10 protein-coding genes are annotated in these 13,513 nt (G+C 61.7%); 3 read left to right on the top strand and 7 right to left on the bottom strand.

The window, feature by feature from the left end; genetic code table 11:
- Nucleotides 1–18: 18 nt before the first annotated feature.
- Nucleotides 19–1,599 carry a quinohemoprotein amine dehydrogenase subunit alpha gene (gene peaA / locus CKW21_RS29620; protein WP_095197352.1) on the bottom strand — a complete coding sequence of 527 codons (1,581 nt, stop codon included), beginning with the start codon at nt 1,597–1,599 and terminating at the stop codon, nt 19–21.
- 342 nt (nt 1,600–1,941) lie between these two features.
- Here peaA and CKW21_RS29615 point away from each other — a divergent pair, with 342 nt between their 5' ends.
- A complete protein-coding gene (locus tag CKW21_RS29615; protein WP_095197351.1) occupies nt 1,942–2,298 on the top strand; it encodes a hypothetical protein in 357 nt (118 codons plus the stop codon).
- A gap of 48 nt (nt 2,299–2,346) precedes the next feature.
- Here CKW21_RS29615 and CKW21_RS29610 read toward each other — a convergent pair whose 3' ends face one another.
- Entirely contained in the window at nt 2,347–2,601 is a 255-nt protein-coding gene (locus CKW21_RS29610; protein WP_095197350.1) for a DUF1652 domain-containing protein, read from the bottom strand.
- A gap of 276 nt (nt 2,602–2,877) precedes the next feature.
- Between CKW21_RS29610 and CKW21_RS29605 the strand changes: the two genes are divergently transcribed.
- A complete protein-coding gene (locus CKW21_RS29605; protein ID WP_095197349.1) occupies nt 2,878–4,368 on the top strand; it encodes an aldehyde dehydrogenase in 1,491 nt (496 codons plus the stop codon).
- Between the two features lie 112 nt (nt 4,369–4,480).
- On the opposite strand, the gene CKW21_RS29600 is transcribed toward CKW21_RS29605, so the two are convergent.
- From CKW21_RS29600 to mrdA, 5 genes are all read right to left on the bottom strand, one after another.
- Nucleotides 4,481–5,779, bottom strand: a complete 1,299-nt coding sequence (locus CKW21_RS29600; protein WP_095197348.1) for an NAD(P)/FAD-dependent oxidoreductase — start codon at nt 5,777–5,779, stop codon at nt 4,481–4,483.
- Nucleotides 5,776–6,471 (bottom strand): S8 family serine peptidase, encoded by a 696-nt coding sequence (locus CKW21_RS29595; protein WP_095197347.1) that lies wholly within the window; start codon nt 6,469–6,471, stop codon nt 5,776–5,778. The genes CKW21_RS29600 and CKW21_RS29595 overlap by 4 nt, the downstream gene beginning before the upstream one ends.
- A complete protein-coding gene (locus CKW21_RS29590; protein ID WP_095197346.1) occupies nt 6,461–8,179 on the bottom strand; it encodes an ABC transporter ATP-binding protein in 1,719 nt (572 codons plus the stop codon). The genes CKW21_RS29595 and CKW21_RS29590 overlap by 11 nt, the downstream gene beginning before the upstream one ends.
- Nucleotides 8,179–10,083 carry a sigma-54-dependent Fis family transcriptional regulator gene (locus tag CKW21_RS29585; RefSeq protein ID WP_095197345.1) on the bottom strand — a complete coding sequence of 635 codons (1,905 nt, stop codon included), beginning with the start codon at nt 10,081–10,083 and terminating at the stop codon, nt 8,179–8,181. The genes CKW21_RS29590 and CKW21_RS29585 overlap by 1 nt, the downstream gene beginning before the upstream one ends.
- 161 nt (nt 10,084–10,244) lie before the next feature.
- On the bottom strand, nt 10,245–12,134 hold the full coding sequence (mrdA, locus tag CKW21_RS29580; RefSeq protein ID WP_095197344.1) for a penicillin-binding protein 2: 1,890 nt from the start codon (nt 12,132–12,134) through the stop codon (nt 10,245–10,247).
- A gap of 263 nt (nt 12,135–12,397) precedes the next feature.
- Between mrdA and CKW21_RS29575 the strand changes: the two genes are divergently transcribed.
- The gene (locus CKW21_RS29575) at nt 12,398–13,321 is read left to right on the top strand and encodes a TIGR03571 family LLM class oxidoreductase (RefSeq protein ID WP_095197343.1); all 924 of its coding nucleotides are present in this window, start codon (nt 12,398–12,400) and stop codon (nt 13,319–13,321) included.
- Nucleotides 13,322–13,513: the final 192 nt, after the last annotated feature.

The following is a 13,513-nucleotide window of genomic DNA, read 5'->3' as shown; positions in this document are numbered from 1 at the left end:
GTTGAACGATCAAACAACTTATGGAATGGGTGGATTGTTCCAGCGTTGTACGGTCACGATCATGTGCCCTTCGCCGGTCAGGGATTTGCCTGCGTCGTCGACGGCGGCGATCACCTTGAGGTTGCCGGCATTGTTGGTGGACATTTTGCGTGCCGGGTTCGGCCCGGCGTCGCCCGGTGTGAACACGCCGGTGTCGGCCTGCATGGTGCCGGCAAACTTGACGTCTTCGTCTTCCCTGGCGCGGTCGTCGAAGGCTTCGACCTTCCATTGCGCCGGGAACACGCCGATGCGATACGGCTTGCCATCGGCGCCCTTGCCCCAGGCTTCGGCGTCGAAGCGGCCCTGGACTTTCGGCGTCGATCCCCCGCCCTCGCCGATCCGCGCCACCGAGAATTCCGGTACCACCTTGACCGAGGCGATCTTGTTGTAGATCGACAGGCTCGGCCCTTTCAGCGTGCCGACGGTGACCGCGCGCAGGCCCGGCTGAGCGTTGGCCGCGGCCTTGAGTTTGACCTTGATCCGCGCCGGACTCTGCTCGACGATTTCAACCACTTCAACGCCTTTGCCGAAGTTCGGCTTGCCGGTCAGGCCGCTGCCGATCAGGGTGACTTCGGTTTCGGAGCCCGCCTTCAGATAACCTGGTTGAACGGCCAACAAACGGCTGGAACCTTGTTTGGCTGCGACAAAATCCAGACCTCGCTCATCATGCTCGGCCTCGAACATGCGCCCCTGCATGGCGTTGCCCTGGGCGGCGAACACCTGGCGCATGGTCACGCCGTCGATGCTGACGTTGCCGCGCCATTCGTAACCTGTGTAGAGAATCGCGCTGCCATCACCGTTGAACGGCGTGCCGTCGGCGTATTGGCCCTTGACGCTGACCTTGAAGGTGTCGCTGCCGTCAGCGCTCACGCTCATCACACCAGCCAGCTCACCTTTGCCCGGCAGGTGACCACTGAAGCTCCAGTCCCCCACCAGCGCCTCACTTTTCGGCGCGGTACTCAGCCATTTTTTCCAGGCCGGATTGTCCAGCGGATAACGCTTGGCCAGCAACGGCACCATTTCTTTGCGGGCCAGATCGAACCAGTCGCGGTCGCGGGACAGTGCCTGATACTCCAGCGACGGCCATTGGCCGAGGTGGAAGTTCACCAGACGCTCCCATTCCTGGGCCGGACGGCGTTGCAAGGCGACCCGTGCCCCGGAGTGACAGCGACCGCACATCTGGCTGGTCTGGTCGTCGAACTGCTCGACGGTGTTCAGACGACGCTCCATGGCGTAGCGCACGCCGTCGGTCTCGCTCGGCGCCAGGCCCTGGGTGTCGGCCAGGTACTTGACCAGCGTCCGCCGGTCTTCGTCGCTGATCTGCAAACCGTGCATGGTCTGCATGCGGGCGATGCTCATCAGCCAGCCTTCCGGCGTCTTGCGCTGGTGGCTGATGCGGCTCAGGGCGTTATCGGCTTTAGGGGTGTGACAGCCCTGGCAAGTTTGCTGGAGGATGGTCTGGGCATCGCGGGCTGCCAGGCTGGGAGGCGAATGCAACGCTACGCAAGCCGCTACGGCCAGCAGGCTGGCGCTCATGCCTGATCGGAGTTTTCTCTTCATCAACGTCGAACCTCGCACGGTGCTTTCTTATTTTTGTGGCTTATCGTTTTTTTGGTTTCTGCCGTCGGCGTTGATCCGCTGACGGAGGCAAGAGAAACGTCTGCGATGAGCAATACACGGAGCGTGCCAGCTTGGCGATAAGCTTTTTAATCAATCACTTGCGTTGATTTGACTGCACAAAGCCATGCCTGGACGCACTCACTGGCGTCTAATATCGCGACAGCTGTTGCAGTCTGAGACAGCATAGATGTCCTGCCGCAACAGCTCATCGGCCGGCCATTGACGACCGGCAGCGGCAAGCGCGAAATGGTTGTTCACCGATTGCCAGGAAGGGGAAAAAAAATGGCAAGCATCACTGTCCTGGCGGGGGACTTTCTGCAGGGTGACGGAGATTACCGGGATGGCGTTTTTACCCTGAGAACGTCGCTGCACCCGTGGCCCGGCATTACGCTCCCGCTGTCGAAATTCAAAAACCTGGAAGTGGCCAACGAGGAATCGATCAACAACATCAAGGAAGCCATCGGCTTCGGCGTGGCGGGTGCCATGCTGCTCGGGCCGATCGGCGCATTCGCCGGCTTCATGTTGGCGGGCAAGGAAACCGAAGTGACTTTTCTGGCAACGCTCAAGGATGATCGCAAGTTGCTGGCTGCCGCAGATAGCAGCACGTTCGAGGAAATTTCGCGAAAAATGGCTTCATGAGGCGACAGGCGCAGGCCGCACCACCCTCGTGGTGCGGCTGACGCGGGCTCAGTGGTAGATCGTTGGCTGAACGCCTTTGTGCGCCTCGATCTGTTGCCGCATTTCCGCCACCAGCGTCGCGATCCCGTGGACGGTGTCCAGTTTCCACAGCGGAACATGGGTGGCGATCAGGTCCACCTGACCGGTCATGCAATCGCAGACCCGAATCGTCAGCGACTGATCCGGCGCCAGGCTGCAGGTGCATACCGAGGGTAGAAAACTGCGCTCTATGATGCTTTGAATTTCCAGGGGTGAAAGGTTCATCGCTGCCTCCCTTACGCCAGAAGTAATGCCGGGAAAATGATCCCTCACTTCACCCACCGAACGAAGAAATTCTATTCCTCGCCAATGGGGGTCTCAAGATGACGGGCGGGCTGTTCGTCGTCTCAACAGCTGTCGCGATTTGCGACAAATGCATCGCACCACCGAGTATCTCCGGCTTAGGTGCCCCCCCCGCCAGACAAGGGCTCACCTGCCCTTCCGGACACTTGGCACAGCCATTGCGAAGCTCCGTTCACACGAACAACAAGAGGCCTCGCCATGTCGCTCCCTAACCTGCTTCCCGCCACTTCGGCATTTATCCAGCGCGCCCCGCGCATGCTCATCGGCGGCGATTGGGTCGAGGCCGCCGACGGCCAGACCATGAGCCTGCACAACCCGGCCACAGGCGAGGTGCTGTGCGTGGTGCCACGGGCCACGCCGGAAGATGTCGACCGTGCGGTGCTTGCCGCTCGTCAGGCATTCGATGATTCCGCCTGGACCCGCACCCGCCCCCGCGAGCGGCAGAACCTGTTGTGGAAACTCGCCGACCTGATGCAACGCGATGCCGAGCTGCTGGCACAGCTGGAATGCCTGAACAACGGCAAGAGCGCCGCCGTTGCCCAGGTGATGGACGTACAGTTGTCCATCGACTTCCTGCGCTACATGGCCGGCTGGGCAACCAAGATCGAAGGCTCCACGGTCGATGTGTCGGCGCCGCTGATGCCCAACGACCAGTTCCACAGTTTCATCCGCCGCGAAGCGGTGGGTGTAGTCGGCGCCATCGTCGCCTGGAACTTCCCGCTGCTGCTGGCCTGCTGGAAACTCGGCCCGGCCCTGGCCACCGGTTGCACCGTGGTACTCAAACCCGCCGACGAAACGCCGCTGACCGCCCTCAAACTCGCCGAGCTTGTGCTGGAAGCGGGCTACCCCGAAGGGGTGTTCAACATGATCACCGGCACCGGCATCACCGCAGGTTCGGCCCTGACCCATAACCCGCTGGTGGACAAGCTGACCTTCACCGGCTCCACCGCCGTGGGCAAGCAGATCGGCAAGATCGCCATGGATTCGATGACCCGTGTCACCCTGGAACTGGGCGGCAAATCACCGACCATCGTCATGGCCGACGCCGACCTGCCAAGCGCCGCCGCCGGTGCCGCCAGCGCGATTTTCTTCAACCAGGGCCAGGTCTGCTGCGCCGGCTCGCGCCTGTATGTGCAACGCAAGCATTTCGACAATGTGGTGGCGGACATCAGCGACATCGCCAACGCCATGAAACTCGGCAACGGCCTGGACCCGAGCGTCGAGATGGGCCCCTTGATCTCCGCACGGCAACAGGAGCGGGTTTACGGCTACATCGAAAAAGGTCGGGAAAGCGGCGCGACCATCGCCTGCGGTGGCGAGCAGTTCGGGCCGGGCTTTTTCGTCAAGCCGACGGTCATCGTCGACGTCGATCAAAAACATTCGCTGGTGCAGGAAGAAATCTTCGGGCCGGTGCTGGTGGCGATTCCGTTCGATGACGAAGCCGAAGCGCTACGCTTGGCCAACGACAGCCCTTATGGCTTGGGCGCGAGCATCTGGTCCAATGACCTGGCGGCGGTGCACCGGATGATTCCACGGATCAAGTCCGGTTCGGTGTGGGTCAACTGCCACAGCGCCCTGGACCCGGCGCTGCCGTTCGGTGGCTACAAAATGTCCGGGGTCGGGAGAGAGATGGGGTATGCGGCGATCGAGCATTACACTGAATTGAAGTCGGTGTTGATAAAGCTCTGATTTGCGGCGTCAGTCAGGCCGCCATCGCGAGCAGGCTCGCTCCCACAAAGGAACGTATTCCCATGTGGGAGCGAGCCTGCTCGCGAAGAGGCCAGACCTGCCAATACAAGCCTCAGGGTTTGAAACCTTGAGCCAACAACCAACTGCGAACCATCCTCCCCTGCTCCACCGTCAACCCCGCCAACACCTGCTCCGCCGACTCACGGCACATCAACCGCCGCACCAACGGCGCCAACTCAACCCCCTGCACATGCCAGATCCCCAACGGCTGATCCGCCGTGATCACCACCTCGGCCTCATCGACAAACCCGTCACGCAGCACCGGCGCTCGCTCGATCCGTAAAGCATTGAAATCCGCCTCGGCATGGGCAATTTCTGCATCCGGCCATCGCCGTCGCACCTGCCAGAACGGCTGATCGGGCCAGCGCGCTTCATCGGCGTAAAAATCCCGGCCAATCCTTGCGAACCGCAGGAACAACTGCTCCACCCGTTGCTGATGAAAACGCCGGGCCAGTGCCGCTCGTTCGGGTTTGCACAACAGGGTGTTGATCACCGCCGGCGCCTGCAACGCCGAGGACAGGGATTGAAAGATGCCATTGCCTGACAGCGGGTCCACCGCCATCGCTGCATCGCCAACTCGAATCCAGTTATCACCGCATACCTGCGGACTCAGAATCGCCGTACTGCTGCGGGCGTGCAGCCGTAAATCAGCCTCGGGTTCGTCGCCGAAAAATGCCCGGGCCACCGCCGAGTCCTGACGCCGTTGCCGACAGTAGTCGAGCAGCTGCGCCTTGCCCGGCAACCCGGCACTGGACACGTCCACCGTCCATTGCCAATAGCACTGACCATCAGCCCGTCGCGCCATCCATGCCCAGCCGTCTTCCAGACTTTCCACGGCGCTGGCGGTGTTGCCCGGTGCGCCTTGCCAGCGATTGAGCAGGCTGACCGTCTCCGGTCCGCGCAGGCCTTTGCCGAGAGCGGGTGCCTGACGTCCACGGGCTTCCACCAGAAAGTCCGCGGCCAGCGCCTGGCGCCCGTCGATATCGATTCGATGGCCGCTCGCGGCTGACTGGACCGACAACACCCGGCCTTCGACCAGTTCAACGCCGGCAAGGCGCAAATCCTCGCGCAGGCCGCGATCGAAGGTCGGACGATCCAGCAGAAATTCGACGTTCTGCGCATGTTGCTGACCGTTCCAGTTGACCTGGCGTTGCGACGGTAACGCGGCTTCCGATAATGCGTGATGCAGACCGGCGCCGCGCAACGCCTCCAGCACCCGCAGGGAAACGCCCTCCAGCGCGGCAAAGCGGCGCCATTCGCTGACCAGCGTTACTGCATACCCCAGTCGCCGCAGCCCCAGGGCGACCGCTGCGCCCGCCGGCCCGGCGCCCAGAATCACAATCGACGTCATGGCAAGAAGCGCCGTTCAGGGCCGCGATAACGGGCGTTATGTCGCAAATACTCGATGACCTGCTCGTTGCTCGCCTCGGGTTGCTCCACCAGAAACGCCGCAATATGCCCGCTCAATGCCGCGCAACCGAGACTGGCGCCGGACTGCCCGGGATAGGTACCGTGCACGCATGCAGCGAAATCCGCCTGGGCACTGTTGAGCCATGACCATTCGAGTTCGGCACAGCGCGCGTCGCCGGTGACCCGCAGCACCTGTGGATAATTCGCCGGGAACACCCCTTCGCCCTGCGCCGGGCTGGATGCGCACAGCAACACGCCGCGCGCCACCGCCGCCGCGCAGGCAGCCCGCAACAAGCTGCGATCCTGCCGTAAACCGAGACTCAAATTGATCAAGCGCACATTCTGCGCCACCAGCCAGTCGATCGCCGTGGCGATCTGCAAGGCGCTGGTGACGCCACGCTGGTCAAATACCTGGGCCACGCAAAACAGCGCCGACGGCGCGCGCCGGCCGATGGCTTCGATCACCGCGCTGCCGTGACCCAGTGGATCATCGCGCAAGTCGCTTTCGGCCAGACCGTCCTCCACCAGGGAAAAGCGACGTCCGCCGATCACCTGCACCCGCTGCGCCGCCGAGTGGCCGCTGTCCACCACTCCAATGCGTAGCCCAGGTTTTTCATACAGCTCAGGCTTCATGCAGCACCGTTTTCGAAATCAATACACCGTCGAGCAACTCAAATCGCAGGTCGGCATCGGCCAGGGTCGAGGGGCGATGGCTGATCAGGATGCGCGTGCGCCCGGCAAACAGGCGGTCGATGGCCTCGATCACTTCTCGCTCGGTGGCTTCATCCACCGCCGAGGTGGCTTCGTCGAGCACCAGAATCAACGGGTCCTGCAACAGCGCGCGGGCAATGGCGATGCGTTGTTTTTGCCCGCCGGACAACTGCTGGCCGCGCTCGCCCAACGGGCTGTCGAGGCCTTCGGGCAACGAAGCGATCAAGCTGTCGAGCTGCGCCAGCCGCGCCACTTCGGCAATCGCTTCGCGGCTGGCGTCCGGCATCGCATAGGCCAGGTTGTCGGCGAGGCTGCCGCGAAACAACACGATGTCCTGACTGACCACGGCGATGCGCCGACGCAACTGGAACAGGTCCAGCTCCCGCACATCCACTTCGCCCAGCAGCACCCGCCCTGACTGCGGGTCGTGATGGCGTTGCAGCAGGTCGATCAAAGTCGATTTGCCGACGCCGGAGCCGCCGCTCAAGGCGACTTTCAATCCGTAGGGAATGCGTGCCTCGATACCGCGCAGGGTGGTCGAGCGACCGGGATGGCTGAAGTGCACATCGTCGAAACGCAGCTCACCCGAGCCCGGCATCGGCTTCGGCGCGGCGGGTGTGAGTACGGTGGGTTCTTCACCGCGCAACTCCATCACCCGACCGAGGCTGACGGTCATGCGCTGAACAGCCACATAGAGCCCAAGCAGACTCTGCACCGGCCCCACGGCCATGCCCAGGTAAGTGGAAAACGCAATCAGCGCACCCAGTTGCCAGGTGCCCTGCACCACCCAATAGCCGCCGATCAGAAACGCACAGGCCCGGGACAGCGAGGTCAAGGTGCCCGGCACGGCCTGGGTGAAAAACTCGGTGACTTGCAGGCGCAGCAACTGGCTCATATAGCCTTGCCCCAGGGTTTCCAGGCGCCGCGCTTCGCGCTGTTGCTGGCCGGCGGACTGGATGAACTTCATCACCGGCAGCGTCTCGACCATGAACGACGACATGTCCGCCGAGCGTTCACGCAACTGCCGCACATCGCGCTCGACCTTGCGTCGCATCCAGCGCAACCAGAGCACGTCGAGGGGAATCAGCACCAACGCCAGCAGCGACAGTTTCCAGGACAAGGTCAGCAACATCGCCACGGCCACCACCAGGCCAATCACGCTGGACACCGCCGAGAACAGCGAATCCACGGCAAAGCGCTGGATTTCCGCCACATCGCCATCGAGACGCGACATCAGATCGCCGATTCGCCGTTGCCCGTAGAAGCTCGGCGACAGGGTCTGCAAATGCCGATAGAGGTCATCGCGCAGGGCAAACAGCATGCGCCCGGACAACCGTGTGTGCAGGTAACGATTGATCCCTGACAGCGCCGTGCCCAACAGCCCCGCGACGATCATCAGGCCGGCGATCAGCACCAGCATCGAAAAGTCGCGTGCCAGCAGGCCATCGTCGATCAGCAGCTTGGTCAGCCACGGCTGCACCAGCACCAGGGCTGACGCACAAACCGACAGCCCCAGCAGCCCGGCAATCGCCAGCCGATGGGGCCGCACAAAGCTGTAGAGCCAGCGCAACGCTGCTTGCAGGGCTTCGGGGTTCTGGCTGTCGATCAGCCGAACGATCAGGCGCTGCATCACGAACGCAACTGTTTGAGCTTGCGATACAGGGTCGCACGGCTGATGCCCAGGGCGTCGGCGGCGGCCGAGACATTACCCTGATGCGTGTCCAGGGACTGGCGGATCATCTCCAGTTCGTTTTCACGGATGCTGCCGGCCTGGGGACGTTCAGTCGCGGTCAACTCGTCAAGCATGCTGTCAGGCAAGTGATCGAGCGTCAGGACGGTTTCCCCCGGTTCGCGCATGGCCAGGGCGGTGCGCAAGACCATCTCCAACTGGCGGATGTTGCCTGGCCAATGGTAGTTGCCGAGCAGACGGCTCAAGTCGTCATGAAGCACCACCGTCGGTGCGTCGAGGCGGGCCAGCAGACGGCTGACCAGCGCACCGAAATCTTCGCGCTCGCGCAGGGCCGGGAGCATCACGCTGATGCCGTTGACTCGGTAGAACAGATCTTCGCGGAAGTGTTTTTCTTCCACAAGACGCTTGAGGTCACGGTGGGTGGCGCAGATCAGGGCGACGTCGATGTCCTGCTCTTCGCCGGCGCCCAGCGGCGCGACCTTACGGTCCTGCAACACCCGCAGCAGCCGTGCTTGCAGGGCCAGCGGCATGTCGCCGATTTCATCGAGAAACAGCGTGCCGCCGTGGGCCTGTTGCAAGCGACCGACCATGCCGCCTCGGCGCGAGCCGGTGAATGCGCCTTCGCGGTAGCCGAACAGTTCGGACTCGATCAGGCCTTCGGGGATGGCCGCGCAGTTCACTGCGACGAAGGGTTTATCGCAGCGACTGCCGGCCATGTGCAGGGCACGGGCGATGACTTCCTTGCCGGTACCGGTTTCGCCCAGCAGCAATACCGGTAACTGGTTGGCCAGGCCTTGGCGGGCCATGCGCAGGGCACGGGCATAACGGGCGTTGCTACCCGCCAGGGAGTCGAGGTCCGGTTGTGCCTTGGTGGTTTTTGCCGGGGTCCGCGGTGGGCTGCTGACGTTGATCGAACGTTGCGGCGCGCGCAGGGTTTTGTAGAAAAATTCGCCCTTGGCGGTCTGCAAACTGCCGGCGCCGCCCTGATGCAGCCGCGCCAACAATTGCAGGCCATCGACACCGAGAAACTCTTCGCAGCGCCGACCGACCAGCGCCGAACGCTCGGCATGCAGCAACTGGCAGGCCTGGGCACTGACGGCAAGGATTTGTCCGCCGAGGCTCACCGCCAGCAGGCCCTGCCAGGGGGATTCGAGGTACTGGCGACGGCTGTGGAACGCCAGGACAATTTCGTCCGGGTAACTGGCGTTGAACACCCGGCTTTCGATCTGACTGACCGCCATGGCCAACAGCGCCGTGCTGTCGTGGGCACGGCCCAGGGGGCCTTCGCGGGTCAAATCGAGTACGCCGAGGATGTCGCCTTGCGGGCAATGGATCGGTACCGAGGTGCAGGAAAAATCACTGAGGCGATCCAGGTAATGTTCGCCGCAATCGATCAGGGTCGGCCGGGCTTCCACCAACGCGGTGCCGAGGGCGTTGGTGCCGCGGGCGGCTTCGCTCCAGCAGGCACCCAGGGTAATGTCTTGCAGGCCGCTGCCCTTGAGACGGTCGGCACGACCTTCGACGGCAAGGATGGTGGCGTCGGAGTTGGCGAGGATGATCAAGCCTTCCTTGCCCTGGCGTTCGGCCAGGTAGTCGATGGCCGGTAGTGCGGCGTCGATCAGCAGGCGATTGCTCGACAGCAGCACGTCCAGGTTGGCACTCGACTCCAGTGCCAGCTCGTGCTTGGCATTGAAATGCACGCCATGGCTGAGGCTGCGTCGCCACGAGGCATCGATTTCCGCCCGCAGGACGCCGTTCGGCACTTCGCCTTCCAGATGCAGCTTCTCCCGGGCCAGCCGGGCTTCGCGGTGCAATTTGGGGGAGTTTGTTTTTATTAGCGTCATCAAGCGCTCCGGGTCGTCCGCCCTGCGCCTTCAAACATCGGCGCCCTGCCGCAATCTTTACGTTAACGTCAGGGCTATGGCAAGTGCCTTACGGCGCTTGTGTTCCGGCAGATGGACCGCGTACTCGTTGTTCGCGAGCAGGCTCGCGAAGCCTCGAAGGTTTAGACGTGAGGATCGCCCGGCTTGCCTGGGGCTGCGTATTGCGGCTTCAAGTGCCCGTCCTGATCAAGTAACCAGGCGTCCATGATCTGCCGCACCACGGGACCTGCAACGCGTCCGCCGGCTTCGCCATTCTCGATCATCACCGAGATCACGATCTTCGGGTGTTCGGCCGGGGCGAAACCGACAAACAAGGCATTATCGCGGTTGCGCTCGCGGGTCTTCTCGCGGTTGTAACGCTCGCCCTGCTTGATCGCCACCACTTGCGCGGTACCGCTCTTGCCGGCAATACGGTATTGCGCCCCCGCCGCTGCCGCCCGGGCAATCCCGCGGGCATCGTGCATCACCATCTGCATGCCGTGGTTGACCTGCTCCCAGTCGCGCGGATCCTTGAGCAGAATGTTCGGCATCGGATGCTCGTCCACCGGTGCGACACCATCCACGGTCCGGGCCAGATGCGGACGGTTCCACACACCTTTGTTGGCGATCAGTGCGGTGGCCTGGGCCAGTTGCAGCGGCGTGACCTGCATGTAGCCTTGGCCGATGCCAAGGATCACCGTCTCACCCGGGAACCATGCCTGACGGCGTGTGGCGCGCTTCCAGGCCTGGGATGGCATCAGACCTGGCGACTCTTCGTACATGTCCAGGGAGACTTTCTCACCCAGACCAAACATCGCCATGTAGTCGTGCAGGCGATCGATCCCCAATTTGTGGGCCAGGTCATAGAAGTAGGTGTCGTTGGAACGCATGATCGCCGCGTCCATGTCCACCCAACCGTCACCGCTGTGGTTCCAGTTGCGATACTTGTGATCAAAATCCGGGAGTTGGTAATAGCCCGGATCGAACACCCGGGTCTGTGGTGTGACAACGCCAGCGTCGAGACCGGCAATCGCCACTTCTGGCTTGATGGTCGAACCGGGCGCATAAAGGCCGCGCAGCACACGGTTAAACAGCGGCCGGTCGATCGAATCGTGCAGTGCCGCGTATTCCTTGAAGCTGATGCCGGTGACGAACAGATTCGGGTCGAAGCTCGGTTTGCTGACCATCGCCAACACTTCGCCGGTCGACGGATCGAGCGCGACCACCGAGCCACGACGATCGCCCAGGGCCTGCTCGGCGGCTTGCTGAAGCCTGACGTCGAGGCTCAGTACGATGTTTTTGCCAGGAATCGGATCGGTATGCTTGAGCACTCGCAGCACGCGCCCCTGGGCGTTGGTTTCGACTTCCTCGTAACCGACATGGCCGTGCAGCTGCGACTCGTAGAATTTCTCGATCCCGGTCTTGCCGATGGATTGAGTGCCGCGGTACTCGACCGAATCCAGGGCCTTGGATTCTTTTTCGTTGATGCGTCCAACGTAGCCGATCGAATGAGCAAAGTGCTCGCCCAACGGATAGTGGCGCACGAACTGCGGCTCGACATCGATGCCCGGCAACCTGAACTCGTTGACCGCCAGCACCGCAATCTGTTCTTCAGTCAGCTCGTAGAACAGCGTCACCGGCACAAACGGATGCCGTGCCTGCTTCATGGCCTTGTCGAACAGCGCTCGATCCTCAGGCGGCAGGTGCAATAAGTTGACGACCTCGTCCAGCTCTTCTTTCACATCCGAAGTGCGTTCGCGGGTGATGGTCAGGTTGTAGCTTGGCTGATTGTCCGCGAGAACCACACCATTGCGGTCATAGATCAAGCCGCGGGTGGGAGTGATCGGCAGGACGTGAACGCGGTTGTTTTCGGAAATCGTGGAGTGATAGTCGAATTCGACCACCTGCAGGACGTACATGCGCACCACCAGCGCACAGGTGATGGCGACGACGAACAAGGCACAGGCCATCAGCCTTTTGTTGACCAGGCGCGTCTCTTTTTCGTGGTCCTTGATCGGTATCGGTTCGGGCATTTCCAGAGCAACTCTTTGAAAAAGACGTGCCGATCCATGGGCGTCAAATCAGTCCTTAAAAAACGAGCTGCACCATATCAAATACCGCTTGTTCACTTTGGTTCGATTCCACCAATCGCGGTCGTGAAAGGGTGAAGAGTTTTTCATCTTGGCGGCGGACTCGTGCGTTTCACTCAAGATTGATATTCCCATTCATGCGTTTTTCTTGCTGATGCTGCTGTTGATACTGGGTACATGTCAGTGGTTTTTTTTGGAGTCTTTACATGCATCCACGCTTTCAACGGTTACTCGGGTCTAACGATTTTTCCATCGGACTGGAACTGCCCCTGGATAATGATTGGTCCAGCGATGGTCAGCGGCGACGGATTACCGAGGACCGCCCTTTTGGTGTGCCGGACCTGAAACAGCACGCCGCCATGGCCCGGCTGGCCGATCGGTCCGGGTTTCGCGCGCTGTGGGTTCGCGACGTGCCGGTTTACGACCCCCACTTCGGCGATGCTGCACAGGTGTTCGAAACCTTTTCTTACCTGGGTTACCTGGCCGGCATTACCGATAACATCATGCTCGGTACCGCAGCGGTTGTACTCCCGCTGCGGCAACCCTGGTTGACACTCAAGTCAGCCAGCAGTGTCGATGAATTGAGTGATGGACGCCTGCTGCTAGGCGTGGCCAGCGGTGACCGCCCGATGGAATATCCGTTGTTTGGCGTGGATTACGATCAGCGTGGCGAAATCTTCCGCGATACCGTGGAATTGCTGCGCAGCCAGGGCGTTGACCGTTTGCCCGAAGGTGCGCGTCTGCTTCCAGAACGCGAACAGTCAGCTCCGTTACTGGTGGCGGGTCTTGGTCAGCAATCGCCAGCGTGGATTGGCCAACACATGGACGGTTGGCTCGCTTACCCCGGTACGCCGGATGAGCACCGTCGGCGAGTAGGACTGTGGCGTGAAGTTGGTGGCAATAAACCCTACATCAGCTTTGTTCATCTGGATCTGGCAGCCAATCCCCACGCACCGATGCGTCGTGTTCGCTTCGGTGGCAGCTGTGGACGTCTGGCATTGATCGATGAACTGCTGGCCTTGCGTGAGGCAGGCGTACAACATGTCGGCCTGCATGTGCGACGCAGCGAACGACCGGTCGCGGAGATTATTGAGGAGATCGCAGAACACGTGCTGCCGAAGTTTCATTGATGGATGCTGCGGGACCAGGGATGGCCCTCAAGCTGTCCCTTTTTTCGCGCCACTTTCCTGCGGACAAAACAAAACCCCTACCTGCATACGCAGATAGGGGTTTCGGAATTTAATCTTGACGATGACCTACTCTCACATGGGGAAACCCCACACTACCATCGGCGATGCATCGTTTCACTTCTGAGTTCGGGA

The organism is Pseudomonas sp. Irchel 3A7 (assembly GCF_900187565.1).
Taxonomy (GTDB): domain Bacteria; phylum Pseudomonadota; class Gammaproteobacteria; order Pseudomonadales; family Pseudomonadaceae; genus Aquipseudomonas.
The sequence above is the reverse complement of the archived record's forward strand: the minus strand, read 5'-3'. Positions and strand labels throughout refer to the sequence as shown.

What these genes read in the sequence shown, in the direction of transcription:
- CKW21_RS29605 (WP_095197349.1), top strand. Translation starts at nt 2,878, where the DNA reads ATGTCGCTCCCTAACCTGCTTCCCGCCACTTCGGCATTTATCCAGCGC.
- CKW21_RS29575 (WP_095197343.1), top strand. Translation starts at nt 12,398, where the DNA reads ATGCATCCACGCTTTCAACGGTTACTCGGGTCTAACGATTTTTCCATC.
- peaA (WP_095197352.1), bottom strand. Translation starts at nt 1,599, where the DNA reads ATGAAGAGAAAACTCCGATCAGGCATGAGCGCCAGCCTGCTGGCCGTA.
- CKW21_RS29600 (WP_095197348.1), bottom strand. Translation starts at nt 5,779, where the DNA reads ATGACGTCGATTGTGATTCTGGGCGCCGGGCCGGCGGGCGCAGCGGTC.
- CKW21_RS29585 (WP_095197345.1), bottom strand. Translation starts at nt 10,083, where the DNA reads ATGACGCTAATAAAAACAAACTCCCCCAAATTGCACCGCGAAGCCCGG.
- CKW21_RS29595 (WP_095197347.1), bottom strand. Translation starts at nt 6,471, where the DNA reads ATGAAGCCTGAGCTGTATGAAAAACCTGGGCTACGCATTGGAGTGGTG.
- CKW21_RS29590 (WP_095197346.1), bottom strand. Translation starts at nt 8,179, where the DNA reads ATGCAGCGCCTGATCGTTCGGCTGATCGACAGCCAGAACCCCGAAGCC.
- mrdA (WP_095197344.1), bottom strand. Translation starts at nt 12,134, where the DNA reads ATGCCCGAACCGATACCGATCAAGGACCACGAAAAAGAGACGCGCCTG.
- CKW21_RS29615 (WP_095197351.1), top strand. Translation starts at nt 1,942, where the DNA reads ATGGCAAGCATCACTGTCCTGGCGGGGGACTTTCTGCAGGGTGACGGA.
- CKW21_RS29610 (WP_095197350.1), bottom strand. Translation starts at nt 2,601, where the DNA reads ATGAACCTTTCACCCCTGGAAATTCAAAGCATCATAGAGCGCAGTTTT.